23 protein-coding genes and 4 tRNA genes are annotated in these 21000 nt (G+C 48.1%); 17 read left to right on the forward strand and 10 right to left on the reverse strand.

The features are described from left to right. Positions 1 to 2 precede the first annotated feature (2 nt). From infA to aat, 3 genes are all read right to left on the reverse strand, one after another. Entirely contained in the window at positions 3 to 221 is a 219-nt protein-coding gene (infA, locus tag FHP88_RS11295) for a translation initiation factor IF-1 (RefSeq protein ID WP_144359184.1), read from the reverse strand. A gap of 111 nt (positions 222 to 332) precedes the next feature. Further along, positions 333 to 1082 carry an arginyltransferase gene (locus FHP88_RS11300; RefSeq protein ID WP_144359185.1) on the reverse strand — a complete coding sequence of 250 codons (750 nt, stop codon included), beginning with the start codon at positions 1080 to 1082 and terminating at the stop codon, positions 333 to 335. Next, entirely contained in the window at positions 1079 to 1882 is an 804-nt protein-coding gene (aat, locus tag FHP88_RS11305) for a leucyl/phenylalanyl-tRNA--protein transferase (protein WP_313957294.1), read from the reverse strand. The genes FHP88_RS11300 and aat overlap by 4 nt, the downstream gene beginning before the upstream one ends. On the opposite strand from aat, the gene FHP88_RS11310 reads away from it, so the two are divergent. After that, on the forward strand, positions 1856 to 2521 hold the full coding sequence (locus FHP88_RS11310; RefSeq protein WP_144359186.1) for a flagellar brake protein: 666 nt from the start codon (positions 1856 to 1858) through the stop codon (positions 2519 to 2521). The two genes, aat and FHP88_RS11310, sit on opposite strands and share 27 nt — an antisense overlap. A 64-nt stretch (positions 2522 to 2585) precedes the next feature. Here FHP88_RS11310 and trxB read toward each other — a convergent pair whose 3' ends face one another. After that, positions 2586 to 3545, reverse strand: a complete 960-nt coding sequence (gene trxB, locus FHP88_RS11315; protein ID WP_144359187.1) for a thioredoxin-disulfide reductase — start codon at positions 3543 to 3545, stop codon at positions 2586 to 2588. 320 nt (positions 3546 to 3865) lie between these two features. Between trxB and FHP88_RS11320 the strand changes: the two genes are divergently transcribed. The 6 genes from FHP88_RS11320 to serS all read left to right on the forward strand — a co-directional run bounded on the left by FHP88_RS11320 (position 3866) and on the right by serS (position 10208). Continuing rightward, a complete protein-coding gene (locus tag FHP88_RS11320) occupies positions 3866 to 6166 on the forward strand; it encodes a DNA translocase FtsK (protein ID WP_144359188.1) in 2301 nt (766 codons plus the stop codon). 1 nt (position 6167) lies between these two features. Next, positions 6168 to 6800 (forward strand): outer membrane lipoprotein chaperone LolA, encoded by a 633-nt coding sequence (gene lolA, locus FHP88_RS11325; protein WP_186297696.1) that lies wholly within the window; start codon positions 6168 to 6170, stop codon positions 6798 to 6800. An 11-nt stretch (positions 6801 to 6811) separates the two neighbouring features. Then, positions 6812 to 8146 (forward strand): replication-associated recombination protein A, encoded by a 1335-nt coding sequence (locus tag FHP88_RS11330; RefSeq protein WP_144359190.1) that lies wholly within the window; start codon positions 6812 to 6814, stop codon positions 8144 to 8146. A gap of 101 nt (positions 8147 to 8247) precedes the next feature. Then, entirely contained in the window at positions 8248 to 8622 is a 375-nt protein-coding gene (gene crcB, locus FHP88_RS11335) for a fluoride efflux transporter CrcB (RefSeq protein WP_144359191.1), read from the forward strand. Then, positions 8619 to 8930: a DUF190 domain-containing protein gene (locus FHP88_RS11340; protein ID WP_144359192.1), complete on the forward strand. Its 312-nt coding sequence runs from the start codon at positions 8619 to 8621 to the stop codon at positions 8928 to 8930. Before crcB ends, FHP88_RS11340 begins: the two co-directional genes overlap by 4 nt. Positions 8931 to 8933: 3 nt before the next feature. After that, positions 8934 to 10208, forward strand: coding sequence for a serine--tRNA ligase (gene serS / locus FHP88_RS11345; RefSeq protein WP_144359193.1), 1275 nt, complete (start codon positions 8934 to 8936; stop codon positions 10206 to 10208). A 67-nt stretch (positions 10209 to 10275) separates the two neighbouring features. Here the strand turns inward: serS and FHP88_RS11350 are convergent, their stop codons facing one another. Then, positions 10276 to 10461, reverse strand: a complete 186-nt coding sequence (locus tag FHP88_RS11350) for a hypothetical protein (RefSeq protein ID WP_144359194.1) — start codon at positions 10459 to 10461, stop codon at positions 10276 to 10278. Between the two features lie 66 nt (positions 10462 to 10527). Further along, on the reverse strand, positions 10528 to 11199 hold the full coding sequence (locus FHP88_RS11355) for a Bax inhibitor-1/YccA family protein (protein ID WP_144359195.1): 672 nt from the start codon (positions 11197 to 11199) through the stop codon (positions 10528 to 10530). Positions 11200 to 11415: 216 nt separating this feature from the next. On the opposite strand from FHP88_RS11355, the gene FHP88_RS11360 reads away from it, so the two are divergent. The 10 genes from FHP88_RS11360 to galE all read left to right on the forward strand — a co-directional run bounded on the left by FHP88_RS11360 (position 11416) and on the right by galE (position 18335). Continuing rightward, positions 11416 to 11506, forward strand: a tRNA-Ser gene (locus tag FHP88_RS11360). A 351-nt stretch (positions 11507 to 11857) separates the two neighbouring features. Next, positions 11858 to 12826: a DHH family phosphoesterase gene (locus FHP88_RS11365; protein ID WP_144359196.1), complete on the forward strand. Its 969-nt coding sequence runs from the start codon at positions 11858 to 11860 to the stop codon at positions 12824 to 12826. Positions 12827 to 13050: 224 nt separating this feature from the next. Beyond that, complete coding sequence (uvrY, locus tag FHP88_RS11370) at positions 13051 to 13707, forward strand: UvrY/SirA/GacA family response regulator transcription factor (protein ID WP_144359197.1); 657 nt, start codon at positions 13051 to 13053, stop codon at positions 13705 to 13707. Beyond that, the gene (locus tag FHP88_RS11375; RefSeq protein ID WP_144359198.1) at positions 13700 to 14329 is read left to right on the forward strand and encodes a uracil-DNA glycosylase; all 630 of its coding nucleotides are present in this window, start codon (positions 13700 to 13702) and stop codon (positions 14327 to 14329) included. Before uvrY ends, FHP88_RS11375 begins: the two co-directional genes overlap by 8 nt. A 7-nt stretch (positions 14330 to 14336) precedes the next feature. Next, entirely contained in the window at positions 14337 to 16163 is a 1827-nt protein-coding gene (gene uvrC / locus FHP88_RS11380) for an excinuclease ABC subunit UvrC (RefSeq protein WP_144359199.1), read from the forward strand. A gap of 9 nt (positions 16164 to 16172) precedes the next feature. Beyond that, on the forward strand, positions 16173 to 16757 hold the full coding sequence (gene pgsA, locus FHP88_RS11385; protein ID WP_144359200.1) for a CDP-diacylglycerol--glycerol-3-phosphate 3-phosphatidyltransferase: 585 nt from the start codon (positions 16173 to 16175) through the stop codon (positions 16755 to 16757). Positions 16758 to 16820: 63 nt separating this feature from the next. Continuing rightward, positions 16821 to 16896 (forward strand) — tRNA-Gly (locus tag FHP88_RS11390). A 100-nt stretch (positions 16897 to 16996) separates the two neighbouring features. Further along, positions 16997 to 17070 (forward strand) — tRNA-Cys (locus tag FHP88_RS11395). Positions 17071 to 17098: 28 nt separating this feature from the next. Continuing rightward, a tRNA-Leu gene (locus FHP88_RS11400) sits at positions 17099 to 17186 on the forward strand. A 132-nt stretch (positions 17187 to 17318) separates the two neighbouring features. Beyond that, positions 17319 to 18335: a UDP-glucose 4-epimerase GalE gene (galE, locus tag FHP88_RS11405; protein WP_144359201.1), complete on the forward strand. Its 1017-nt coding sequence runs from the start codon at positions 17319 to 17321 to the stop codon at positions 18333 to 18335. 9 nt (positions 18336 to 18344) lie between these two features. On the opposite strand, the gene FHP88_RS11410 is transcribed toward galE, so the two are convergent. From FHP88_RS11410 to FHP88_RS11425, 4 genes are read right to left on the reverse strand one after another with little or no spacing between them, the layout of a single operon-like run. Then, a complete protein-coding gene (locus FHP88_RS11410) occupies positions 18345 to 18539 on the reverse strand; it encodes a hypothetical protein (RefSeq protein ID WP_144359202.1) in 195 nt (64 codons plus the stop codon). Between the two features lie 57 nt (positions 18540 to 18596). Continuing rightward, entirely contained in the window at positions 18597 to 19745 is a 1149-nt protein-coding gene (locus FHP88_RS11415; RefSeq protein ID WP_144359203.1) for a nucleotidyltransferase family protein, read from the reverse strand. Between the two features lie 8 nt (positions 19746 to 19753). Then, complete coding sequence (locus FHP88_RS11420; protein ID WP_260843262.1) at positions 19754 to 20674, reverse strand: HprK-related kinase A; 921 nt, start codon at positions 20672 to 20674, stop codon at positions 19754 to 19756. Continuing rightward, the gene (locus tag FHP88_RS11425; RefSeq protein ID WP_144359204.1) at positions 20671 to 20988 is read right to left on the reverse strand and encodes a hypothetical protein; all 318 of its coding nucleotides are present in this window, start codon (positions 20986 to 20988) and stop codon (positions 20671 to 20673) included. The genes FHP88_RS11420 and FHP88_RS11425 overlap by 4 nt, the downstream gene beginning before the upstream one ends. Positions 20989 to 21000 lie beyond the last annotated feature (12 nt).

Consider the following 21000-nt stretch of genomic DNA (forward strand, 5'->3'; position numbering starts at 1 on the left):
GATTAGCGTGCGCGGTAGGTAATGCGGCCTTTGCTCAGGTCATAGGGCGTTAACTGTACAGTGACAGTGTCGCCGGTCAAGATACGGATATAGTGCTTACGCATTTTGCCTGAGATGTGAGCGGTGACCACGTGGCCGTTTTCCAGCTCAACGCGAAACATAGTGTTGGGCAGAGTCTCAACGACTGTACCGTCCATCTCAATAAAATCTTCTTTAGCCATTCGGTTTCCTGGTTACCCTTGAGTCGCTAGCCGAGCATTATATCACAAAGCCGACTAAAACAAGCGCGCAATTATGAGTGAAAATCAACTAATGGCAAGCATTTTGTCCAATTAAATGATTTTTTGGTGTGGCTTGTTGATTGAGTTTTTGACCCAAAGTCCATCGATAAAGGCTTCATGGGGATGAAATTGATTCTTGTAGGCCATCTTTTTGCACCCCTTAATCCAATAGCCCAGATAAAGCCATGGGAGATTACGCCGTTTGCACTCTTCAATTTGCCAAAGCAGGCTGAATGTTCCCAAACTCAGGAATTCAAGATTAGGGTCGAAAAAAGTATAGACAGCAGAGAGTCCGTCGCGGAGGAGATCCGTAACGGCAATAGCAACCAGTTCATCCTTCTGGTGAAATGCAAATATGCGGCTGTCTGACCACTGGCTGGAGATAAAGTTTTGGTATTCGATCTCCGTCATGTCAGCCATCTCTCCCTCCTGGTGACGATGAATGACGTACTGTTTGAAGAGCGTGAAATGATCGGGATTGTACTCTGCCGGTTGTTCAACAATCTGGAGGTTGTCTTTCAGGCGTTTCCATGCACGTTGCTGAGTACGCCGGGGTTTGAACTGATCCACGTCTAGCCGTAGCGAGATGCACTCTTGGCAGGATGTGCAATCAGGCCGATAGATCATCTCGCCACTACGACGAAACCCCTGGTGAATCAGTTCATTGTAGAGGGCTTGCCTATGCGCTTGGTTTGGATCAACAAACAGGGTTCTGGCGATGTGTGCATCAAGATAGGAGCAGGGGTGGTCACCTGACAGGTAAAGCATGACCCTTTGTGGTTGAGATCCTTGTTGGTTCATTGTGGGTTGATGCCTTTTTGCCAAGAGCCAATAAAACCTGTCTGCTGGCAGTGGTGATTGAGTAGTTGTGTAAATGAGTCTCTGTCTATCTCTTCTGCGCCCAACGTGACCAAATGCGCGGTATAGACTTGGCAATCAATCAGTTCGAAGGCTTGTTCAGCTAAGGCATTTGCGAGATGTACGAGGGCAATCTTTGAGGCATCCCGTGACAAGCTGAACATTGACTCACCAAAGAAGACGCGACCAATCGCAACGCCGTAAAGACCGCCAACCAGGCGGTCTTCTTCCCACACCTCTGCCGAGTGTGCAAAGCCGAGCTTGTGAAGGTGAATATAAGCATCCATCATCTCATCCGTTATCCAGGTCTCTTCTCTACCGGGTTGTGGCATGGCGCAATGGTTTATTACAGATGAAAAAGCTTGATCAAAACTAAAAACATATCCACGATTACGCAGTGTTTTATTTAAGCTTTTGGAGACTTTGATTTTCTGGGGAAATAGCACCATCCTGGGGTTGGGTGACCACCAGAGTATGGGTTGTTCTTCAGAGTACCATGGGAAGATCCCCTGACGATATGCATTGAGCAGACGGACAGGGGAAAGGTCGCCGCCGACGGCGAGTAGCCCATCAGGTTCCCGTTCTGCGGAATCGACCGGGGGAAAGGGTGCGTGCGGGTTATCGGGGTCAAGTAATGAAATCATATTTTTACAGGCACTTGCCTTTTTACCAAATCTCTGCAATATGAAGAGTATAGGTATCTTGAAATAATTTCTATGGCTGAAAAAATACTCAATCTGCATGTTGGTAACACACTTCAGTTACAGCGAATCTCACCCGAGTATACCGATCGCTATACGGTCACATTGATCGGTTACCTTGAGGGGAGGGGGCTGATTGTTACCACACCGCTGGTACATGAAAAGGTCCAGTTTATAAAAGATGGGATGCGCTTTGCAGTACGCATTCTTCAAGGCAGTAATGTGATGGGTTTTATCTCGACAGTCACACACTCGGCAACCAAACCATTTCCCCATCTTCATTTGAGTTATCCGGAAAATATTGAAAGCCTTGCTGTACGCAATGCTGAGCGGATCAATGCCAATCTGCCTGCATTGGTGCGCAATACTCGGGATCCTGATAATGATGATTCGTGGCAACCCGCATTGGTGAAGGATCTCAGTATGACTGGAGCCAGGTTGGAAAGTCTTGAGCCTCTCGGTCGAAAAGGCGAACGTTTGGTGGTGAAGTTTGAGGTAGATGTGTGTGGCGAGAAGGAGCAGATTATGGTCCTGACAGATATCTGCAATCGATCAGTCATCAGTCACAATAATGATCCTGAAGATAGTCGTTACTGCTGTGGTATCTCATTTCAGCAGGTCAATCGCTTCCAGGAAGTGATGCTGAACAACTGCGTCCTGAAATTAAAGGCTCGTAGTTGAAATCTGTCAGTACACGCGTCGCATCTACAGATTTCTGGTCTGTAGATGCGACGTTTCATATAGATTATTTTGCTTCTTTTGCATCCAGATAGCGTTCAGCATCCAGCGCGGCCATACAGCCACTGCCGGCCGAGGTGATGGCTTGTCGATAGACATGATCGGCCACATCTCCTGCTGCATACACGCCTTCAATGCTGGTCTGAGTGGCGTTACCTTCCAGGCCTCCCTGTACGGTTAAATAGCCGTGGCGCATTTCGAGTTGTCCCTGGAATAGGTCCGTATTCGGTTTATGACCGATGGCGATAAATATGCCCATCAGATCGATCTCTTTGGTGGTACCATCCTTGACGTTTTTGATGCGCATCCCGGTTACACCGCTTTGATCACCTAATACTTCATCCAATACGTGGTCCCATTCAATAGTGACGTTGCCATTCTCGGCTTTCTGGATCAATTGATCGGCGAGTATTTTTTCAGAACGGAATTTGTCGCGACGATGGACAACTACAACTTCGGCTGCGATGTTTGACAGATACAGTGCTTCTTCTACCGCGGTATTGCCCCCGCCGATTACGGCAACCTTCTGGTTTCTATAGAAAAAGCCGTCACAAGTTGCGCAGGCTGAAACGCCGCGTCCTTTAAAGGCTTCTTCAGACTCCATCCCCAGATACTGCGCAGAGGCACCTGTTGCAATAATCAGGGCATCACAGGTGTAAGTGCCTTGATCGCCGGTTAAACGAAAGGGACGCTGGGTTAATTCAGCTGTGTGAATATGATCAAAAATCACCTCGGTATCGAAGCGCTCAGCGTGCTTAAGCATCCGATCCATAAGTTCAGGACCCTGTACCCCTTCAAAATCCCCCGGCCAGTTATCTACTTCGGTGGTCGTGGTCAATTGTCCGCCTTGTTCCATGCCGGTGATTAATACCGGATTAAGATTGGCCCGTGCTGCGTACACTGCGGCGGTATAACCGGCGGGGCCGGAGCCGAGAATTAGAAGGCGACAATGCTTGGTATCACTCATGTATAATTACTCCTGCTAAAAACCTTGTAGACTGAAACACACGCCTACAGATTGGCGTGATTCAGGCGGTAAGCTCGTTATCAAAGGGTATCGGAAGGTATTGGATAACCCTGATCCTCAGTGGGATTTTAAACCCAAGAGGAATTTGGGAGATGATGGTACGGAAAGCGTGATGGAGGGTAAAGACTCTTTTCGTGCAATTCCTCATTATTGGGCAGTGAGACAGTTTCGTTATGCCTTTTGATAGTCAGTTATGAAATTAGACTAAATAGTGCTTCTAACTATATAATTTAAAATCTATTTTTAACTTGGTGAATTCGGTGGCGCAGGCCAGTCAAACAGAACAATTGCAGAACAACCCGGGAACGGTCGCTGGACAGCGGTTGCGAGAGGGTGCGCTGGTGCTGCTGGTGGCTATATCCGCCTACCTGCTACTCTCGTTGGTTACCTACACAGAGAATGATCCTGGGTGGTCCTATGCAGGGCCGCGTGAGTTTGCCGAAAATGCGGGTGGTCTTGTCGGCGCCTGGCTTGCAGACGTGCTGCTCAATCTGTTTGGGCTCTGGGGATATCTGTTTCCCCTGATGGTCGGCTGGAGTGGCTGGCTTATATTAAAAGAACGCAATCCAGACAATACGCTGAATATTCCAATGGTTACGTTGCGCTGGGTTGGATTTCTATTGACCCTCATTGCAGGGAGTAGTTTAGCCGCCCTGCATCTGACCCATGTGGCCACCTTCTTACCCAGTGGTTCTGGGGGCATCTTAGGTGCTTTCTTTCAAGAGCAGCTGGTTAGTGTATTCAGTTTTGCTGGCGGCAGCCTACTACTGCTTGCCCTGATGTTATCGGGCTTTACCCTGTTCACGGGAATCTCCTGGTTCAGGGTGATGGATGGCTTGGGGGGGCTGGTACTCAGGCTTTTTCGTTATCTAGGGTCGATTCGAGGTCGCCTGGAGGAGACGCGCAGAGCGAAAGCGGTTAAAAAGAAGCGTAGCGAAACCTTCAAAGTGGAGAAGAAGCGCTTTGAGACCCGCACACCACCCAAAATCGAACCTACTATTCGTGAAGTCAAAACCAGCGAGCGGGTCGAAAAGGAGAAGCAGGTCCCGCTCTTTGATACCCCAGCTGAGGGGAGTCTGCCCCCGCTAGGTTTGCTGGATGTGGCCAGAAAGAGTGGCCTCGGCTATTCCAAAGAAGCGCTCGCAGCCATGTCGCAACTGGTTGAGCTCAAGCTAAAAGATTTTGGTATTGAGGTCGAGGTGGTGGCTGTACATCCCGGACCCGTGATCACGCTGTTTGAGTTGCAACTGGCACCGGGGACCAAGGCTAGCAAGATCACCAATCTGTCGAAAGACCTTGCCAGGGCACTCTCCACCATCAGTGTCCGTGTAGTAGAGGTGATTCCAGGTAAGACGGTTATTGGTCTGGAGATCCCCAATGAACACCGCGAAATGGTCTATCTAAGCGAAGTGCTGAAATCAGAGGCCTATGATTCCGCTAAGTCCCGCCTGACGCTTGCGCTTGGAAAGGATATCGCTGGTAATCCTGCGGTTGCGGACCTTGGCAAGATGCCGCATGCCCTGATTGCCGGTACCACCGGATCGGGTAAATCAGTGGCAATTAACGCCATGATCTTGAGTCTACTCTACAAGGCAACGCCGGAAGAGGTCAGGCTGATCATGGTGGACCCCAAGATGCTGGAACTCTCTGTCTACGAGGGTATTCCTCATCTTCTTACCCCGGTCGTCACGGATATGCGGGAGGCGGCCAATGCCTTGCGTTGGTGTGTCGGCGAGATGGAGCGCCGTTATCGATTGATGGCTTCTCTGGGCGTTCGCAATATCGCCGGTTATAACAAAAAAATCAGTGATGCAGAGAAGCGCGGCGAACCGATCAAAGATCCCCTGTTCCAGCCCAATCCCATGTTTGAGGCGCAGGAGGTACCTAACCTGAGCCGACTGCCTTATATTGTGGTCATCATTGATGAGTTGGCCGATATGATGATGGTCGTGGGTAAAAAAGTTGAAGAGCTCATCGCTCGTCTGGCGCAAAAGGCGCGGGCATCAGGTATCCATTTGTTGTTGGCTACTCAACGTCCCTCAGTGGATGTTATTACAGGCCTTATCAAGGCCAATATACCTACCCGAATTGCTTTCCAGGTTTCGTCCCGCATTGATTCAAGGACCATCCTTGATCAGATGGGGGCCGAGCATCTTCTAGGGCATGGCGATATGCTCTATATGCAGCCTGGCGGCAGTATTACCCAGCGCATGCATGGCGCCTTTGTGGATGATAATGAAGTCCATCGTGTGGTTGAGCATCTCAAAAAGACCGGTGCACCAAATTATATTGAGGAGATTCTCAGGGAACCAACCGAGATGATTCCGGGTCTCTCAGGAGAGAACGTTGATACAGAGGACAGTGATCCCTTATATGATGAAGCTGTCCAGATAGTCACTGAATCGCGACGTGCATCCATATCCGGAGTACAGCGGCGATTGAAGATTGGTTACAACCGTGCCGCCCGGCTTATTGAAGAGATGGAGCGCACGGGCATTGTTTCCGCGGCGCAGTCCAATGGAAATAGGGAAGTATTGGCCCCACCACCACCCGAGATGTGATGTGATTTTCAATAAATACTTAATCCGGTTGTGCGTCTTTATTCAATTGGCGCTCTCCCTCTCGACATCTTCTGCCAATACTGGACTGCAGCAGATGGATGTCTTTCTGAATGAGTTGCAGAGCCTGCAGGCGCGTTTCGAGCAGTCAGTGTTGGACCCTCAACAGCGACAGGCGGCTCGTTCACAGGGGATTTTTTCCATGCAGCGTCCGGATCTCTTTCGCTGGGATTACTCGGAGCCTGATAAGCAACAAATCGTTGCAGATGGTAGGCAGATATGGTTGTTGGACCCAGAACTTGAGCAGGTGAGTGTTCAGACGCAAGATACCGCTCTGAAGGGAACCCCTGCGCAATTTTTGATCGGTGGCGATCCGGTTGCGAAGCACTTTGAGGTGATTGATATCGGGGATAGTCAGGGCTTTGCCTGGGTTGAACTGATCCCAAGAGATAAAGAGAGCCAGTTTGTTCGGGTGTTGCTTGCATTCAGTGATAACCAATTGCATCGTATGGAGATGACAGATGCTTTCGGTCAGATTACGCGTTTCCAATTCTACGATATTAAACAAAATCCAGTCTTTGAACGGGGCTTTTTTGTCTTTACCCGGCCCGATGCCTTCGACCTTTATCAACAGTAGGCATAAGCGCTGTGACCTCTTCTACTGATCTGTTCGCCAGCGATGCACCTGAACGGATAAGACCCCTTGCCGATCGCATGCGTCCTGAGACGCTTGAACAGTTTCTTGGTCAGTCCCATATCGTGGGTGAGAGTAAACCGTTACGCATGGCAATCGAATCAGATCGCCTACACTCCCTGATCTTCTGGGGGCCACCCGGTACGGGTAAAACCACCTTGGCTACTCTGATTGCTCGACACTCGGGTGCCCAGTTCCTGAGTCTCTCTGCGGTACTTTCGGGAGTAAAGGATATCCGTGCGGCTGTCGACAAGGCGCGAGAGGCACAGCGTCTTGATGGCCGAAAAACAGTACTGTTTATTGATGAGGTGCACCGCTTCAACAAGTCTCAGCAAGACGCCTTCCTGCCTCATGTGGAAGATGGCACTGTCCTGTTTATAGGTGCGACAACTGAGAACCCTTCATTTGAATTGAACAACGCCCTATTGTCCCGGGCACGCACCTATGTCCTGAAAAGTCTGGATGTGGACGATCTGGAACAGATCATTGACCAGGCGTTAGCAGACCGCGAACGCGGATTAGGTGATCGTGAGTTGACGCTGGCGCCGGAGTTGCGTCGCATACTGGCTGAAGCAGCCGATGGAGATGCGCGGCGTGCTCTTAATCTATTGGAAATATCGGCAGATCTTACGACGGATCAGATTATCTCCCAGTCTGCCGTGAAAGAAGTTGTTGCCGGTAGTGTCCGTCGCTTTGATAAGGGCGGGGACGCCTTCTATGATCAAATCTCTGCACTGCATAAATCGGTGCGCGGTTCTGCACCAGATGCCGCCCTCTATTGGTTTGCTCGGATGATTGATGGGGGGTGTGATCCACTCTATGTGGCACGACGTGTGGTGCGGATGGCTTCTGAAGATATTGGTAATGCTGATCCGCGCGCCCTGACAGTGGCCTTGAATGCTTGGGAGACGCAGGAACGACTGGGGAGTCCTGAAGGGGAGCTGGCGATTGCGCAGGCAGTCCTTTATCTGGCCTGTGCTCCGAAGAGTAATGCAGTCTATATGGCGTACAAGGCCGCCATGCAGGATATTCGTAATGCAGGCTCCCATGAGATACCCGTACACCTGAGGAATGCGCCCACCCGCCTCATGAAAGAGTTAGGCTATGGGCACAACTATCGCTATGCGCATGATGAGCCGGATGCTTATGCCGCAGGAGAGCATTATTTCCCGGAGTCAATGCATGAGACCCGCTATTATTTCCCCGTAAAACGCGGTTTAGAGATCAAGATCGGTGAAAAACTGGATCGACTAAGGGCTCTGGATAAGCAGGCGCGGGGTGAAAAGTAAGCGAGTGCATAATCATCACCATTGGATATGCTGAGTATTCTCAATACCTAACTGCGTGTAAAATGCCTCTTTTTGTTGAAATGCTATCGGAGCATTGACCATTGTCTCAGGTTTTGACTATTGCTGCTGGAGGGGCCGTTGGCGCATTGATGCGTTTTTGGGTCTCCAATGGCATTTATGCTGTGCTGGGGCGTGGTTTTCCTTACGGAACCTTGGCGGTAAATGTGCTCGGCTCGTTCGTGATGGGTCTGCTGTATATCCTGTTTCTGGAGCGGATGAGTGTCAGCCCAGAATGGAGAGGGGCCTTGTTGATTGGTTTCCTCGGGGCATTTACCACCTTTTCTACCTTCTCTATTGAAACACTGAATCTTGTCGAACAGGCTGAGTATGCCAAGGCAGGATTAAATATGATCTTGTCAGTAGCCGCCTGCTTGTTCGCCTGTTGGGGTGGTGTCATTCTAGGGAGACAGATATGAGTACCAAGCCTGTAACTATGGTTCGAATCTATCTGACAGAAGGAACACATCAGTATCAGCAGATACTGGCGTTACTGCATGACCAGGAGCAGGTGGCGGGGGTAACCGCATTTCGTGGCATAACCGGCTTTGGGCGATCGGGGAAAATTCACTCCTCTAGCTTACTGGATATGTCACTGGACCTACCGATGATTTTGGAGTTCTTCGACGAACCGGCAAAAGTTGAAATCGTACTGAATCATCTTAATTCTTTAATCAAGCCAGGCCATATCGTTAGTTGGCCCGCAAATGTAAATAGTGGTGAATAAAAAATGCTCGACCCTCGCTTACTGAGAAATGAACTTGAAGAGACCGCAACGAAACTTAAACGTCGTGGTGTTGAGTTGGATGTTGAGCGGATAAAGACGCTGGAAGATTCCAGGAAGCATCTGCAGGTCGCTGCCCAGGAATTGCAGAATGAGCGGAACAGCCGATCCAAACAGATCGGTAAGGCCAAGGCGTCAGGGGAGGATATTCAACCCTTGCTGGATGAGGTTGCCCATCTAGGTGACAGGCTCAAGACGGCTCAAGATGATTTGAATGATGTTCAGGTGCAGTTAAGTGAGATCGCCCTGGGTATTCCAAATATTCCCCATCCGTCGGTTCCAGACGGGAGAGATGAGGCTGATAATAGAGAAGAGCGTCGTTGGGGAGAGCCCAAGGTATTTGGTTTCGAGCCCAAAGATCACGTTGATCTTGGTAGCGCAAAAGGGTGGATGGATTTTGAAACTGCCGCCAAGATAACCGGCTCTCGCTTCGTCACTATGCAAGGGCCGCTGGCCCGTATGCATCGGGCGTTGGCGCAATTTATGTTGGATATTCACACGAGTGAGCACGGTTACACCGAGGCCTATGTCCCATTTATGGTGAATGCTGACAGCCTTCAGGGAACCGGCCAATTGCCCAAGTTTGAGGAGGATCTCTTCAAACTGGCGGGCGAGTTTCCCTACTATCTTATTCCAACGGCAGAAGTGCCTGTCACCAATCTCGTCCGAGATACGATTGTTGAAGATGTCGACATGCCCCGCAAGTGGGTTTCACAAACGCCATGCTTTAGGAGTGAGGCCGGATCATACGGCCGGGATACGCGCGGCATGATACGCCAGCATCAGTTTGAGAAAGTTGAAATGGTGCAGGTTGTCAGGCCCACCGACTCTTATGCGGCATTGGAAGTGTTGACCGGGCATGCTGAGAATATCCTGCAGAAGCTAGGGTTGCCCTATCGTGTGGTTACCTTGTGTACTGGCGATATCGGTTTCTCAGCAGCTAAAACTTATGACATTGAGGTGTGGCTACCGGCACAGAATACCTACCGCGAGATATCATCCTGTTCAAACTTTGAGGATTTTCAGGCGCGTCGTTTACAAGCGCGTTGGCGTAATCCGGAAACCGGGAAACCTGAGTTGGTTCATACCTTGAATGGATCAGGTCTCGCCGTTGGCCGGACACTGGTTGCAGTGATCGAGAATTACCAACAAGAAGACGGTAGTATCGTTGTGCCAGAGGTTTTAAGACCCTACATGGGCGGTGTAGATCGTTTGGTTTGATGAATCAAAGTCAGGTACAAAAAAGCGGCCAATCGGCCGCTTTTTTGTACCTGAAGAAACATAAACCCTAAACCATCATCACCAAGAGGATGACAAAGGCAACAACAGCGACCAAGGGGATAACGGCAGCCATCCAATCCCCTTGGCCTGCTTTCGGGCCATTCTTCATCCAGTGCATCGCCCTGGGAAAGAGGAAGAAAATCATCATGCCGATGGTCACGGCCATGGCAATCTGTAGCCAGATATTGTCCATTATTATCTCCAACAAAAACCCCGGCATCTGGCCGGGGTTTGATCCGATTAAGTTCAGATCAGGATATTAGTCATCCCCACCGAAAACGCCCAGAATCTGCAGCAGAGATATAAAGATATTGAAGATAGCCATGTACAGGCTGTAAGTGGCGTAGATATAGTTTGTCTCGCCGCCATTTATCATCTGACTGGTCTGGAATAGGATGTAAGCGCTCATCAGCAGCATGACACCAGCGGAAATAGCCAGTGACAGGAAGGGCAGGCTCAGGAAGATGTTTGCAACAATGGCAACCATCATCACCAGCATGCCAGCAAATACAAACCCACCCATGAAGCTGAAATCACGTTTGCTGGTCAATGCGTAACCTGAAAGACCCAGAAAGATAACGCCGGTACCACCGAGCGCCGTAGCGATAGTCTGTGGACCATGGGGTAGCTGCAGATAGAGGGTAAGAATCGCGCCGAGCCCAAAACCGAGCATGCCGGTAATCAGGAAGATGACCCCCAGGCCCGCAGATGAATTAGCCGTGCGCGGTAGCACGAACATACCCAGGAGCATTGCACCAATTACTGAGATGAGATAAGCCATCGGTGGCATGGCGAAGAACATGGAAACCATCGCCATCACGCCGCTGAACAACAGTGTTGCAGAAAGCAGCATATAGGTGTTCTTGATGACTTTATTTACCGCCAGTGCACTTTGTGCAGGTTGAGCGATAGTCTGGTTAAATCGATTCATTTTGCATTTTCTCCAGGTAATTCAATGGTTACGCAATTTGTCTAGCCGACCAATCTATTTAGTATGACTACAAAATAATAAGTTGGTTCATGGCGATTAGGTTGATCATAGCATAATGAATTGTGGCGGGAGATCAATAATTCAAGAGTAAAATAAGTCTTCTGAAGTACTGGCGTAACCTTTGAGGATCGGGTATATTTCGCAACTCAAAAATTTGGAGAGATGGCAGAGCGGTTGAATGCACTGGTCTTGAAAACCAGCGAGGGTTTGTAGCCCTCCCAGGGTTCGAATCCCTGTCTCTCCGCCACATAGCAAAAACCCTGTAAATTCAACGAGTTACAGGGTTTTTTCTTGCCTCATATAACCCCGTTCTAACCCCTATAAGTCAGCTGTTTGATGAATCACATGATTCTTTATTCAAGCTCACCTCTATAACCTGTTCGCCGTTTCTCCTTTGTCGGGAGTTCTCTCCTCAGCTACGGTGATGTGTCCATCATCGGTAACTTTGATCGTGAGGAAATTCTCTCCACTTATTGCAGTATTTATTACATTGCTCAGATGTGGAATTTACGTAGGTCAAGCCTTTTCCATGTAAAATAGCGATCTGTACCACTTAATAGTACATCTGATTGTAGTAAATGAAGGATGTGATGACTCAATGGCGATAATTGACGTATTTAATGGCGATGCAGATGGCATTTGTGCCTTACTGCAGATGCGTCTGGCTGATCCACAAAAAAGCACCTTGGTGACGGGTGTAAAGCGTGATATTCAGCTATTAAGCCGGGTCGATGCAAACAACGATGACCAGCTGAATGTGTTTGATATCTCAATGGAGAAGAACCATACGGATCTTATTCGTCTGTTGGGTCAAGGAGTTAACGTATTTTATGTCGACCATCATAGAGCGGGTGAGGTTCCCCAGCATCCACACTTAAACGCTATAATAAATACGGCACCAGAGACCTGTACCAGTTTGTTGGTTAATGACTACTTGGGTGGTCAATTTAAAGCATGGGCGATTACGGCGGCGTTTGGTGACAATATGATTCGCCAAGCAGAATCGATTGGACGCACTATGCACTATTCTGCCGATAGAATCAGTCAACTGGAGGTATTAGGGGTTTGCCTAAATTATAATGGCTATGGTGAAACGATCGACGATTTGCACATAGCACCTGACAAGCTTTATTTATCACTGCTGGATTACCCTGAGCCGATTGATTTCGTTAATGATTCATCTTCCTGCTACTCATTACTTAAGGCAGGTTACTATGATGATCTCACTCTCGCGGGGCGTGTAAAGTGTGATTTTCAGACAGAAGCGATCAAAATAATAATATTACCCGATGAGCCTTGGGCTAGAAGAGTGAGTGGGGCTTTAGGGAACCAGCTGACCAACGCTGATCCAGATCGGGCACATGCTGTGTTGACAGGCAATCATCAGGGCGGATATTTGGTGAGTGTACGGGCGCCACTCTCCAAGCGATCGGGCGCTGATGAAGTTTGTGGCATGTTTCCAACTGGTGGCGGCAGGGCAGCAGCAGCGGGTATTAATCATTTACCCCTTGATTCATATGATGAATTTGTCGTTGCAATGCAGAAAATGTATCAAAAACAGGTTTGATTACTGAGCCAAAGCCTCTATCTAATTTAACCTTTAGATTTAAATGAATGCTTTTCAAGAGCAGTCAAGCTCGATAATATAAGGTGATAATTAAGAATGAAATGACTTGAGCGGGTGGTTTCGGCTTAAAAAAATTAACAAGGCCATATGATTGGCTTGAATTTTACTATTTGCTATTCCAATCATTCTGGATTTTTGTTCAGTAACTTTAATGGGGTAATCGTGTGATCAAGGTGATGCTCGTCGACGATCATGAATTGGTGCGGACTGGATTCCGCCATATTCTCAATGATTCCCAGGGTATTGAAGTTATTGGTGAGGCTGAAAGTGGTGAGGATGCGGTTCTCAAGGCCAAGCAGTTAAAACCAGATTTGGTTATGATGGATATCAACATGCCCGGAATAGGGGGCATTGAGGCAACTCGACGCATTCGAAGGCAGAATCCGGATACCCAGGTTATTGTTGTTACCGTTCTATCAGATGCCCCCTTCCCAGAACAACTGCACGAGGCTGGTGCTCTGGGTTATCTGACCAAGGGTTGTCCCGCAAATGAACTGTTTCAGGCGATCAAGGTAGTTGCTGCTGGTCGTCCCTTTATCTCCAGTGAAGTTTCGCAAAAACTTACATTGGCCAGAATGTCTGGTGCAAACCCTGATTCTCCCTTTAGCCGGCTTTCGCAACGTGAAATGCAAGTTTTAATGATGATCACTCAAGGACAAAAAACCCAGTTTATCTCAGATTCTCTCTGTCTGAGCCCCAAGACTGTGAGTACCTATCGTCATCGGCTATTTGAAAAGTTGGATGTTGAAACGGATGTTGAATTGACACTCCTTGCCCTTCGTCATGGTTTGATCACTGCTTCTGAATCATCCAGTGTTTGATCCTGCGTGTCGTCGTTGTTCTCGCCTGTCCACATTCCTGGATCAGGTGAAGTCAGATTTCCCCGACTATTTTGCCAGACCTGTTCCTCCTTTTGGGGAAGATTCTGCCCGCTTGCTGGTGGTTGGGTTGGCTCCTGGAATGCATGGTGCCAATGCAACAGGGCGTCCATTTACAGGAGATTATGCAGGCATACTGTTGTACGAAACATTGCATCGCTATGGCTTTTCCACTAAGCCAGAGTCTCTGTCTGCATCTGATGGTTTGCGATTAATTGACTGCAGAATTACCAACGCTGTTAAATGCCTACCCCCACAAAACAAGCCCCTTGGTAGTGAAATAAATACCTGTAATCAATTCCTCACAGAAGAGCTAAAGACCCTGCCAGAGGGTGGTGTTATCATCGCCCTTGGGTTAGTCGCCCATAATGCTGTGCTCAAGGCCATGGGGTTGAAGTTAAGTGCCTACAAGTTTGCCCATCTGGCGCAGCATAAAATGCCAGGCAAGATTGAACTGCTCGATTCGTATCACTGTAGTCGATACAACACACAAACACGTCGTTTAACGCCAGAAATGTTCCAGGCTGTCTTTGAGCGTGCCAGAAGTCTGCTAAACGCTCTATAATCGCCCTATGGCGCTTGAACACGGCAACACATTCTTCGATCACAAGCATTTTCTGAAAAGTCTGACCCGATTGCCGGGTGTCTATCGGATGATGGCGGGTGATGGCAGTGTGCTTTATGTTGGAAAGGCCAAGGATCTGAAGCGACGTGTCAGTAGCTATTTCACACGCGCCCAGAATCGCCGTATCCAGCTCATGGTTGCGAAAATACAGGGCATTGAGGTAACGGTAACGCATACCGAGGCTGAGGCGCTGATCCTTGAAAATAACCTGATCAAGTCGCTCAAACCAAAATATAATATCTTATTGCGGGATGATAAAAGTTATCCCTATATCTATCTCTCTGCGGATGAGTTTCCTCGGCTTGCCTATCATCGGGGAAAGCGGAAGGCTAAAGGGCGTTTTTTTGGTCCTTATCCCAATGCTGGTTCAATGCGTGAGACATTGCAGTTATTACAAAAACTGTTTCCCGTAAGACAATGTGACGACAGCTTCTATAGCAATCGATCCAGACCCTGTTTGCAATATCAGATCAAACGTTGTAGCGCTCCCTGTGTGGGATTTATTTCGGAAGAGGCCTATGCTGAGGATGTAAAAGACGCTGTACTGTTCTTAGAGGGTAGAACCGCTGAGGTCATTGATGGACTAGTGGCGCGCATGGAGAAGGCTTCCTCCGTGCTGGCGTTTGAACAAGCCGCAAGACTGCGTGACCAGATAGCCGCTTTGAGCCGAATACAGGAAAAACAGTACATAACCGGCGAGCGGGGTGATCTGGATATTATTGCCTGTAGTCAAAAAGGTGGTAGCACCTGTATCCAGCTGTTTTTAATTCGACATGGACGCAATCTTGGCAATAAGGCCTTTTTTCCAAATACGGCAGGAGTAGATAACGAGGGTGAGATACTGTCGGCGTTCATCACTCAGTACTATCTTGGCAAACAGATTCCGGCTGAAATTATCGTGAGCCACCCGCCCGATGACCGGGCTTTACTTGAAGAGGTATTGTCACTGGAGGCGGGGCGTCAAGTGAACGTGCGCCAAAAGGTGAGGGCCAACAGAGCCCAATGGCTTCGCATGGCGATGCAGAATGCGATGTTGGCTTTGGATGCAAAGCTGGCAAGTAAAGCGGGTATGAGAGATCGACTAGAGGCACTGCAGCGAGGACTCAATCTTGACGATACACCCAGCAGAATGGAGTGCTTTGATATCAGTCATACCAGTGGTGAGCTAACGGTTGCGTCCTGTGTGGTGTTTGACTCGAATGGACCTTTAAAAACAGATTATCGGCGTTTTAATATTGAAGGGATCCAGGGGGGGGATGATTATGCGGCGATGACACAGGCGCTGACCCGTCGTTACACACGCATCCAGTCTGGGGAAGGTGTATTACCGGACATATTGTTTATTGACGGAGGAAAAGGGCAACTTCACGCTGCGGCGAATGTATTGGAAGAGCTTGCTATCGTCGGCGTATTGTTAGTAGGTGTTGCCAAAGGTCCGGATAGGCGAGCAGGGATGGAGCAGCTTTTCTTGTTAGGGGAAGATCTGCCCATTATACTGCCTGCAGATTCGCCGGCTTTACATCTGATTCAGCAGATTCGTGATGAAGCGCATCGCTTCGCCATTACAGGGCACCGTCAGCGCAGGAACAAAAGTAGAAAGACGTCGGTTCTTGAACAGATAAGCGGCATCGGTGCTAAGAGACGCCAGGGTCTGTTGAAACATTTTGGCGGAATTCAAGGGATTGCTAGGGCCGGGATTATAGATTTGGAGCGGGTTGAGGGCATTAGCCGGACATTGGCTGAACAGATCTATGCCGCTTTTCACGAAGAATAGACGAGACGCATGTTCAAAAATATACCCAACATACTGACGCTCTTGCGGATACTTCTAATTCCAGTCTTCGTGATTATATTTTATCTGCCATGGCAGCATGCCGCACAGGCCTGTGCATTGGTGTTTGCATTAGCGGCTATCACAGATTGGTTTGATGGTTATCTCGCTAGAAAATTGGAGCAGGTATCTGCATTGGGTGCGTTTCTGGATCCTGTGGCAGATAAATTAATGGTTGCAGCAGCGTTGATTCTGCTTGTTCAACAAGATCCCATACCGGGATTGGCGATACCTGTACTGGTGATTATCGGGCGCGAAATTACAATTTCTGCTCTGCGGGAGTGGATGGCAGAGGTAGGTGCCCGGGCGACTATTGCCGTATCGGCCATAGGTAAGATAAAAACCGCTTTTCAGATGACGGCGATCTTTCTAATGATCTATCGCGATGATTTCTTTACTCTGCCGATGTATACCATAGGATTTGTACTGCTCTATGTTGCAGTCATTCTGACGCTCTGGTCGATGGTCATGTATATCAAGGCCGCTTGGCCCAGCCTGAATGATCAGTCACTCGTTGAAGAGGAAAAAAACGGCTAGTCGAGCAATCTACGGCTTGACACGGTCGGCTGGGAGACTACAATAGCCCGCGCATCAGGCGATGCGGGAATAGCTCAGCTGGTAGAGCACAACCTTGCCAAGGTTGGGGTCGCGAGTTCGAATCTCGTTTCCCGCTCCAAGTATTCAGAATACCCCGGGTAACAGCTCGGGGTTTTCTTCTTCAGGTAGTGGAAAAATCCTGAAAAATACAGGATACTTGCGCCCCTGAAAAGAAAAATGGCTGAGTAGCAAAGTGGTTATGCAGCGGTTTGCAAAACCGTCTACCTCGGTTCGACTCCGGGCTCAGCCTCCATTTTTTATCCGCTTTATAAAAAGACCCTGCCCGGGTGGCGAAATTGGTAGACGCAGCGGACTTAAAATCCGCCGGTCATTGCGACCGTGCCGGTTCAAGTCCGGCCCCGGGCACCATTCTTTGTTTCAAATAATCAATCTGGTTTTAACCGAAAGCTCGTCTTCGGGAGATTCTGCGTGGTTTGACTCTGCTATTTGTTGAATAATGGACAATGTTTTTCAGTTGATGGAAGTAACGGATATTTAAGTATGCGAATATTGGTAACCGGTGGTGCGGGATATATTGGCTCACACACATGTGTTGAACTGCTTGAGGCAGGCCATGAGGTGGTTGTAGTTGATAATTTGTGTAATAGCTATCGCGAGTCATTGAATCGCGTAAAACAGATTGCAGGTAAAGATGTACTCTTTATCCAGGGTGACATACGGGATGCCGCGCTACTGGAAAATACATTTCAACAACACCCCGTTGATGCAGTGATCCATTTCGCGGGCCTCAAGGCTGTGGGTGAATCCACCGAGATTCCACTCGACTACTACCAGAATAATATCGCAGGTACGCTTACCTTATTGGAGGCGATGAAATCCGCAGGGGTGAAAACTTTTGTATTTAGCTCATCTGCCACTGTGTATGGTGATCCTGAAGCCCTGCCCATTCGTGAAGAGTTTCCGTTATCTGCTTCAAATCCTTATGGGCGTTCAAAACTCATTATTGAGGATATTCTGCGAGATATATATGCATCGGATAAATCCTGGAATATCTCTATTCTTCGTTATTTCAATCCAGCCGGTGCACATAAGAGCGGCCTGATTGGTGAAGATCCCAATGGAATACCCAATAATCTGATGCCCTATATAGCTCAAGTAGCTGCCGGGAGATTGGAGCAGTTATCGGTGTATGGAAATGACTATCCAACAGCAGATGGCACAGGGGTGCGGGATTATATTCATGTGGTTGATCTGGCCAAAGGACACATCGCTGCACTTGATAAATTGGATGAGAAACCGGGGCTTATCATACACAACCTGGGAACAGGGCAGGGCTATTCGGTACTTGATATGGTGAATGCGTTTGTGCAGACAAGCGGTAGGGATGTTCCATACAGAATAGTCGATAGACGGCCAGGTGATATAGCGGCCTGCTATGCTGATCCGTCACTTGCGGAGAAAGAACTGGGATGGCATGCAATGCTGGGCTTGGATGCGATGTGCCAAGATGCCTGGCGCTGGCAATCTAATAACCCAAACGGGTACCGTGATAGCTGATGCTACGGCTTATTCTCGCGTGAGCGCTTCCAGTTTCAAAAAGCAACCTACTAGCAATAGCCCCATTCCTGCCAAAAGCAGGCTTTGTAAACCATATCCAGCTAAAAAGAAACTGCCCGATAGACGTGTTACACCTGCTACGAGGCATATTACTATTCCAAGAAATCCAATGAGTGAACCAATGTTGGAAAGCAGGGAAGCCATAATCTTCTCCTAGTGTTTTATTGTTCTACTGTTTATATACTGTCTCGAACAGGGGGTCTACTCGAAAATATCTATTTCGGATTCAGACTCCTTATGTCCACCCGTTTTTTTACCTGAATCGGCACCTCGATTCTCTCTCCATTCTTTATAAGGTCTTAAGTATGCCTTGTAAAACAGATGCGGTATTAGTAAGTGCAAAGGCATCCGAAGGTAATGGGATCTAATATATAAGAACCATCTCGCTATACCCGTAAACCAATCGTTACTGCTTTTGTGCGCTGGGGCGAGCGCTCTTAAAAAGAGGTGATCCATGAAAAACTGAACAGGATAGGCCGGCTTATCGAGTTGTTTCGAGTTTAATGCTTTTAAAGGTATCGGTGTATTAAGGATTTTTGAGGTATATCTTAGTGCATAAAAGAGAGGACGAGATAAGTCAATTTCATTGGCACGGTTTATCAGGGTTTCCCAGAAACTTGCGTCATTCCCAAAATGTCGTAATAGCCGGTCGAGGTCCACCAGATCACGCAGTCCATGCTCTAGCTCTCCATCATGAAAAAGATGAGTTGCGCTATGAAGAATCATATCGGCAGGACATAGCGTGTAGAGCTCGAATGATTCATCGATCTGAACAGAAGCCTGAATCATTTTTTCCGGGTCAGGATGCAGGCGTGCTGTGAGTGGTAGTATGTTGTGGTGGACGTCTATGGTGCTGTGTCGACCAACATGCTGTAACGGGGGTATTTCATGCATCCATTTACGGTAATAGCGCTGGTCATAGTCATCATTATGCGTGGTTAACCATCCCCATTGATGAAGCTTCTCTTCGGCGTCATTGATAACTGTTTTGGGCACAAGTATATCGATATCGCTGAAAAATCTACCGGGAGCAGGTGGAAGATCTGCATGTAGGTATGCTGCCCCTTTGAGTAAAAGTAAGGGTGTTCCGATTGATTCGAGTGCTTGGTATATTTGCAGAATTTCCCAGCGAGCCGCTTCGTGCTGCTTGGTGGCAAGTACTTCGTCAGATTTAAGATGGTTCTTTGGTTTTTCGGGTATCGAAGAAAAAATGCCTTCTGCCATAAAGCGATGGTAAAGATGTGCCAGCAATTCAGAACTTCGGGCTTGGCGAATAAGGAGATCCCACTGAGTATCGCTCAGATTTTTAACTGATTCTGGATTTACAAGAGCTTCTACGACAAGATTCATATTGAACGCTATTCCATCTGTTCAATAAGTGTATCAAAAGTCTTGATGGCTTCATCCAGACTACTGTACTCAAATTCAAAGCAGTCACAACTGCTAATCAATGACTTGATCGTTTCAAATCCTAGTTTTCCTTGGATGGAGTAGTTAAATGAATTTTCGCAAAGTGTCATAAAGGCGCGACTTTTAGTTAAGGGGGTCAGGGATGTTCTGGCGCCTGTCCGATACTTGGGAAAAGCAATAATCCTTGGGGTTGTCTTTTCCTTGCAGCGCTGAATACTCTCTATTTGAGGTTTCAGGTGAGCAATTGAGCCTTTAGTAGTATCGTTAATAGTAATGCCAAAAACTGCAGAAGAACTGAAGTTTTTGATGATATTAATGGATTCGTTTTTTAAGCTTATAGGTCGTGGGCTACTGACCAACTGACCACTGCTAGGTTCTATCAAAGCCATTTCATCAGAAAATAAGCGCCACCCACTGAGCGCTAACCCTGCACATAGTGTACTTTTTCCTGCCCCTGGTATACCTGGCAGAACAATTGCTGCGCCATTTTTTTCCAGCACGGCAGAATGAATAATGAGGTATTGATGGGCGTAATTTGAAATGCACCAATTAAGACCCCACTCGAAAATTGCGTACGCTTGTGGGCGAGGTAAGGGCTTAAAAGGTGTTATCCCATCGAATGTGAAGTTAACTTGGGGGTGGATCCAGCGCCGTATTGAATTTGGTTTATGGATATCCAGATGGAAGTCAGAAAAGCCGGCTTCAGTGGAGATTGGGTAATCGGAATAGAGCAGCGCCAGGTTTTCAATAACATCAGTAAGTTTAGTCTGCAGTCGTGTAATGAATGGACCTGTCTCTATTCTGATTCCTTCACCTTTAAGGAAGCCAGAGAAATGGTCAAACGGCAAAGCACTGATTGTATCGGTCACAATTCTATCAAGCCCAACTTTTGAAAATGAAATAGATGTGAATCTATCATCTCTTTTGGGATTGGTAAAAGGTCATGCGGGATACTGTCCGATGCGCTGAGGAGTTTGTCGAGATCCTCAGCCGTTTTCGGCGAACCCTTAAGTGCGTCGAGTAGAAGGTAGCCAAAGTAACTGATTAGAAAGGTATCCCCAGAGCCAGTGAAGTAGAGCACGATCTCATCCGAGTCATTCCACTGTGCCCAGTGATATTCTCCACTTGTCGCTAAACTCCAGGCGCTATGACTAACTTTCAGGCTGGCGCCATTTAAGTTCATTGAGTTTGTCTA

Origin of the sequence: Sedimenticola selenatireducens (genome assembly GCF_007625115.1) — a bacterium.
GTDB classification, from domain to species: Bacteria; Pseudomonadota; Gammaproteobacteria; order Chromatiales; family Chromatiaceae; genus Sedimenticola; species Sedimenticola selenatireducens_A.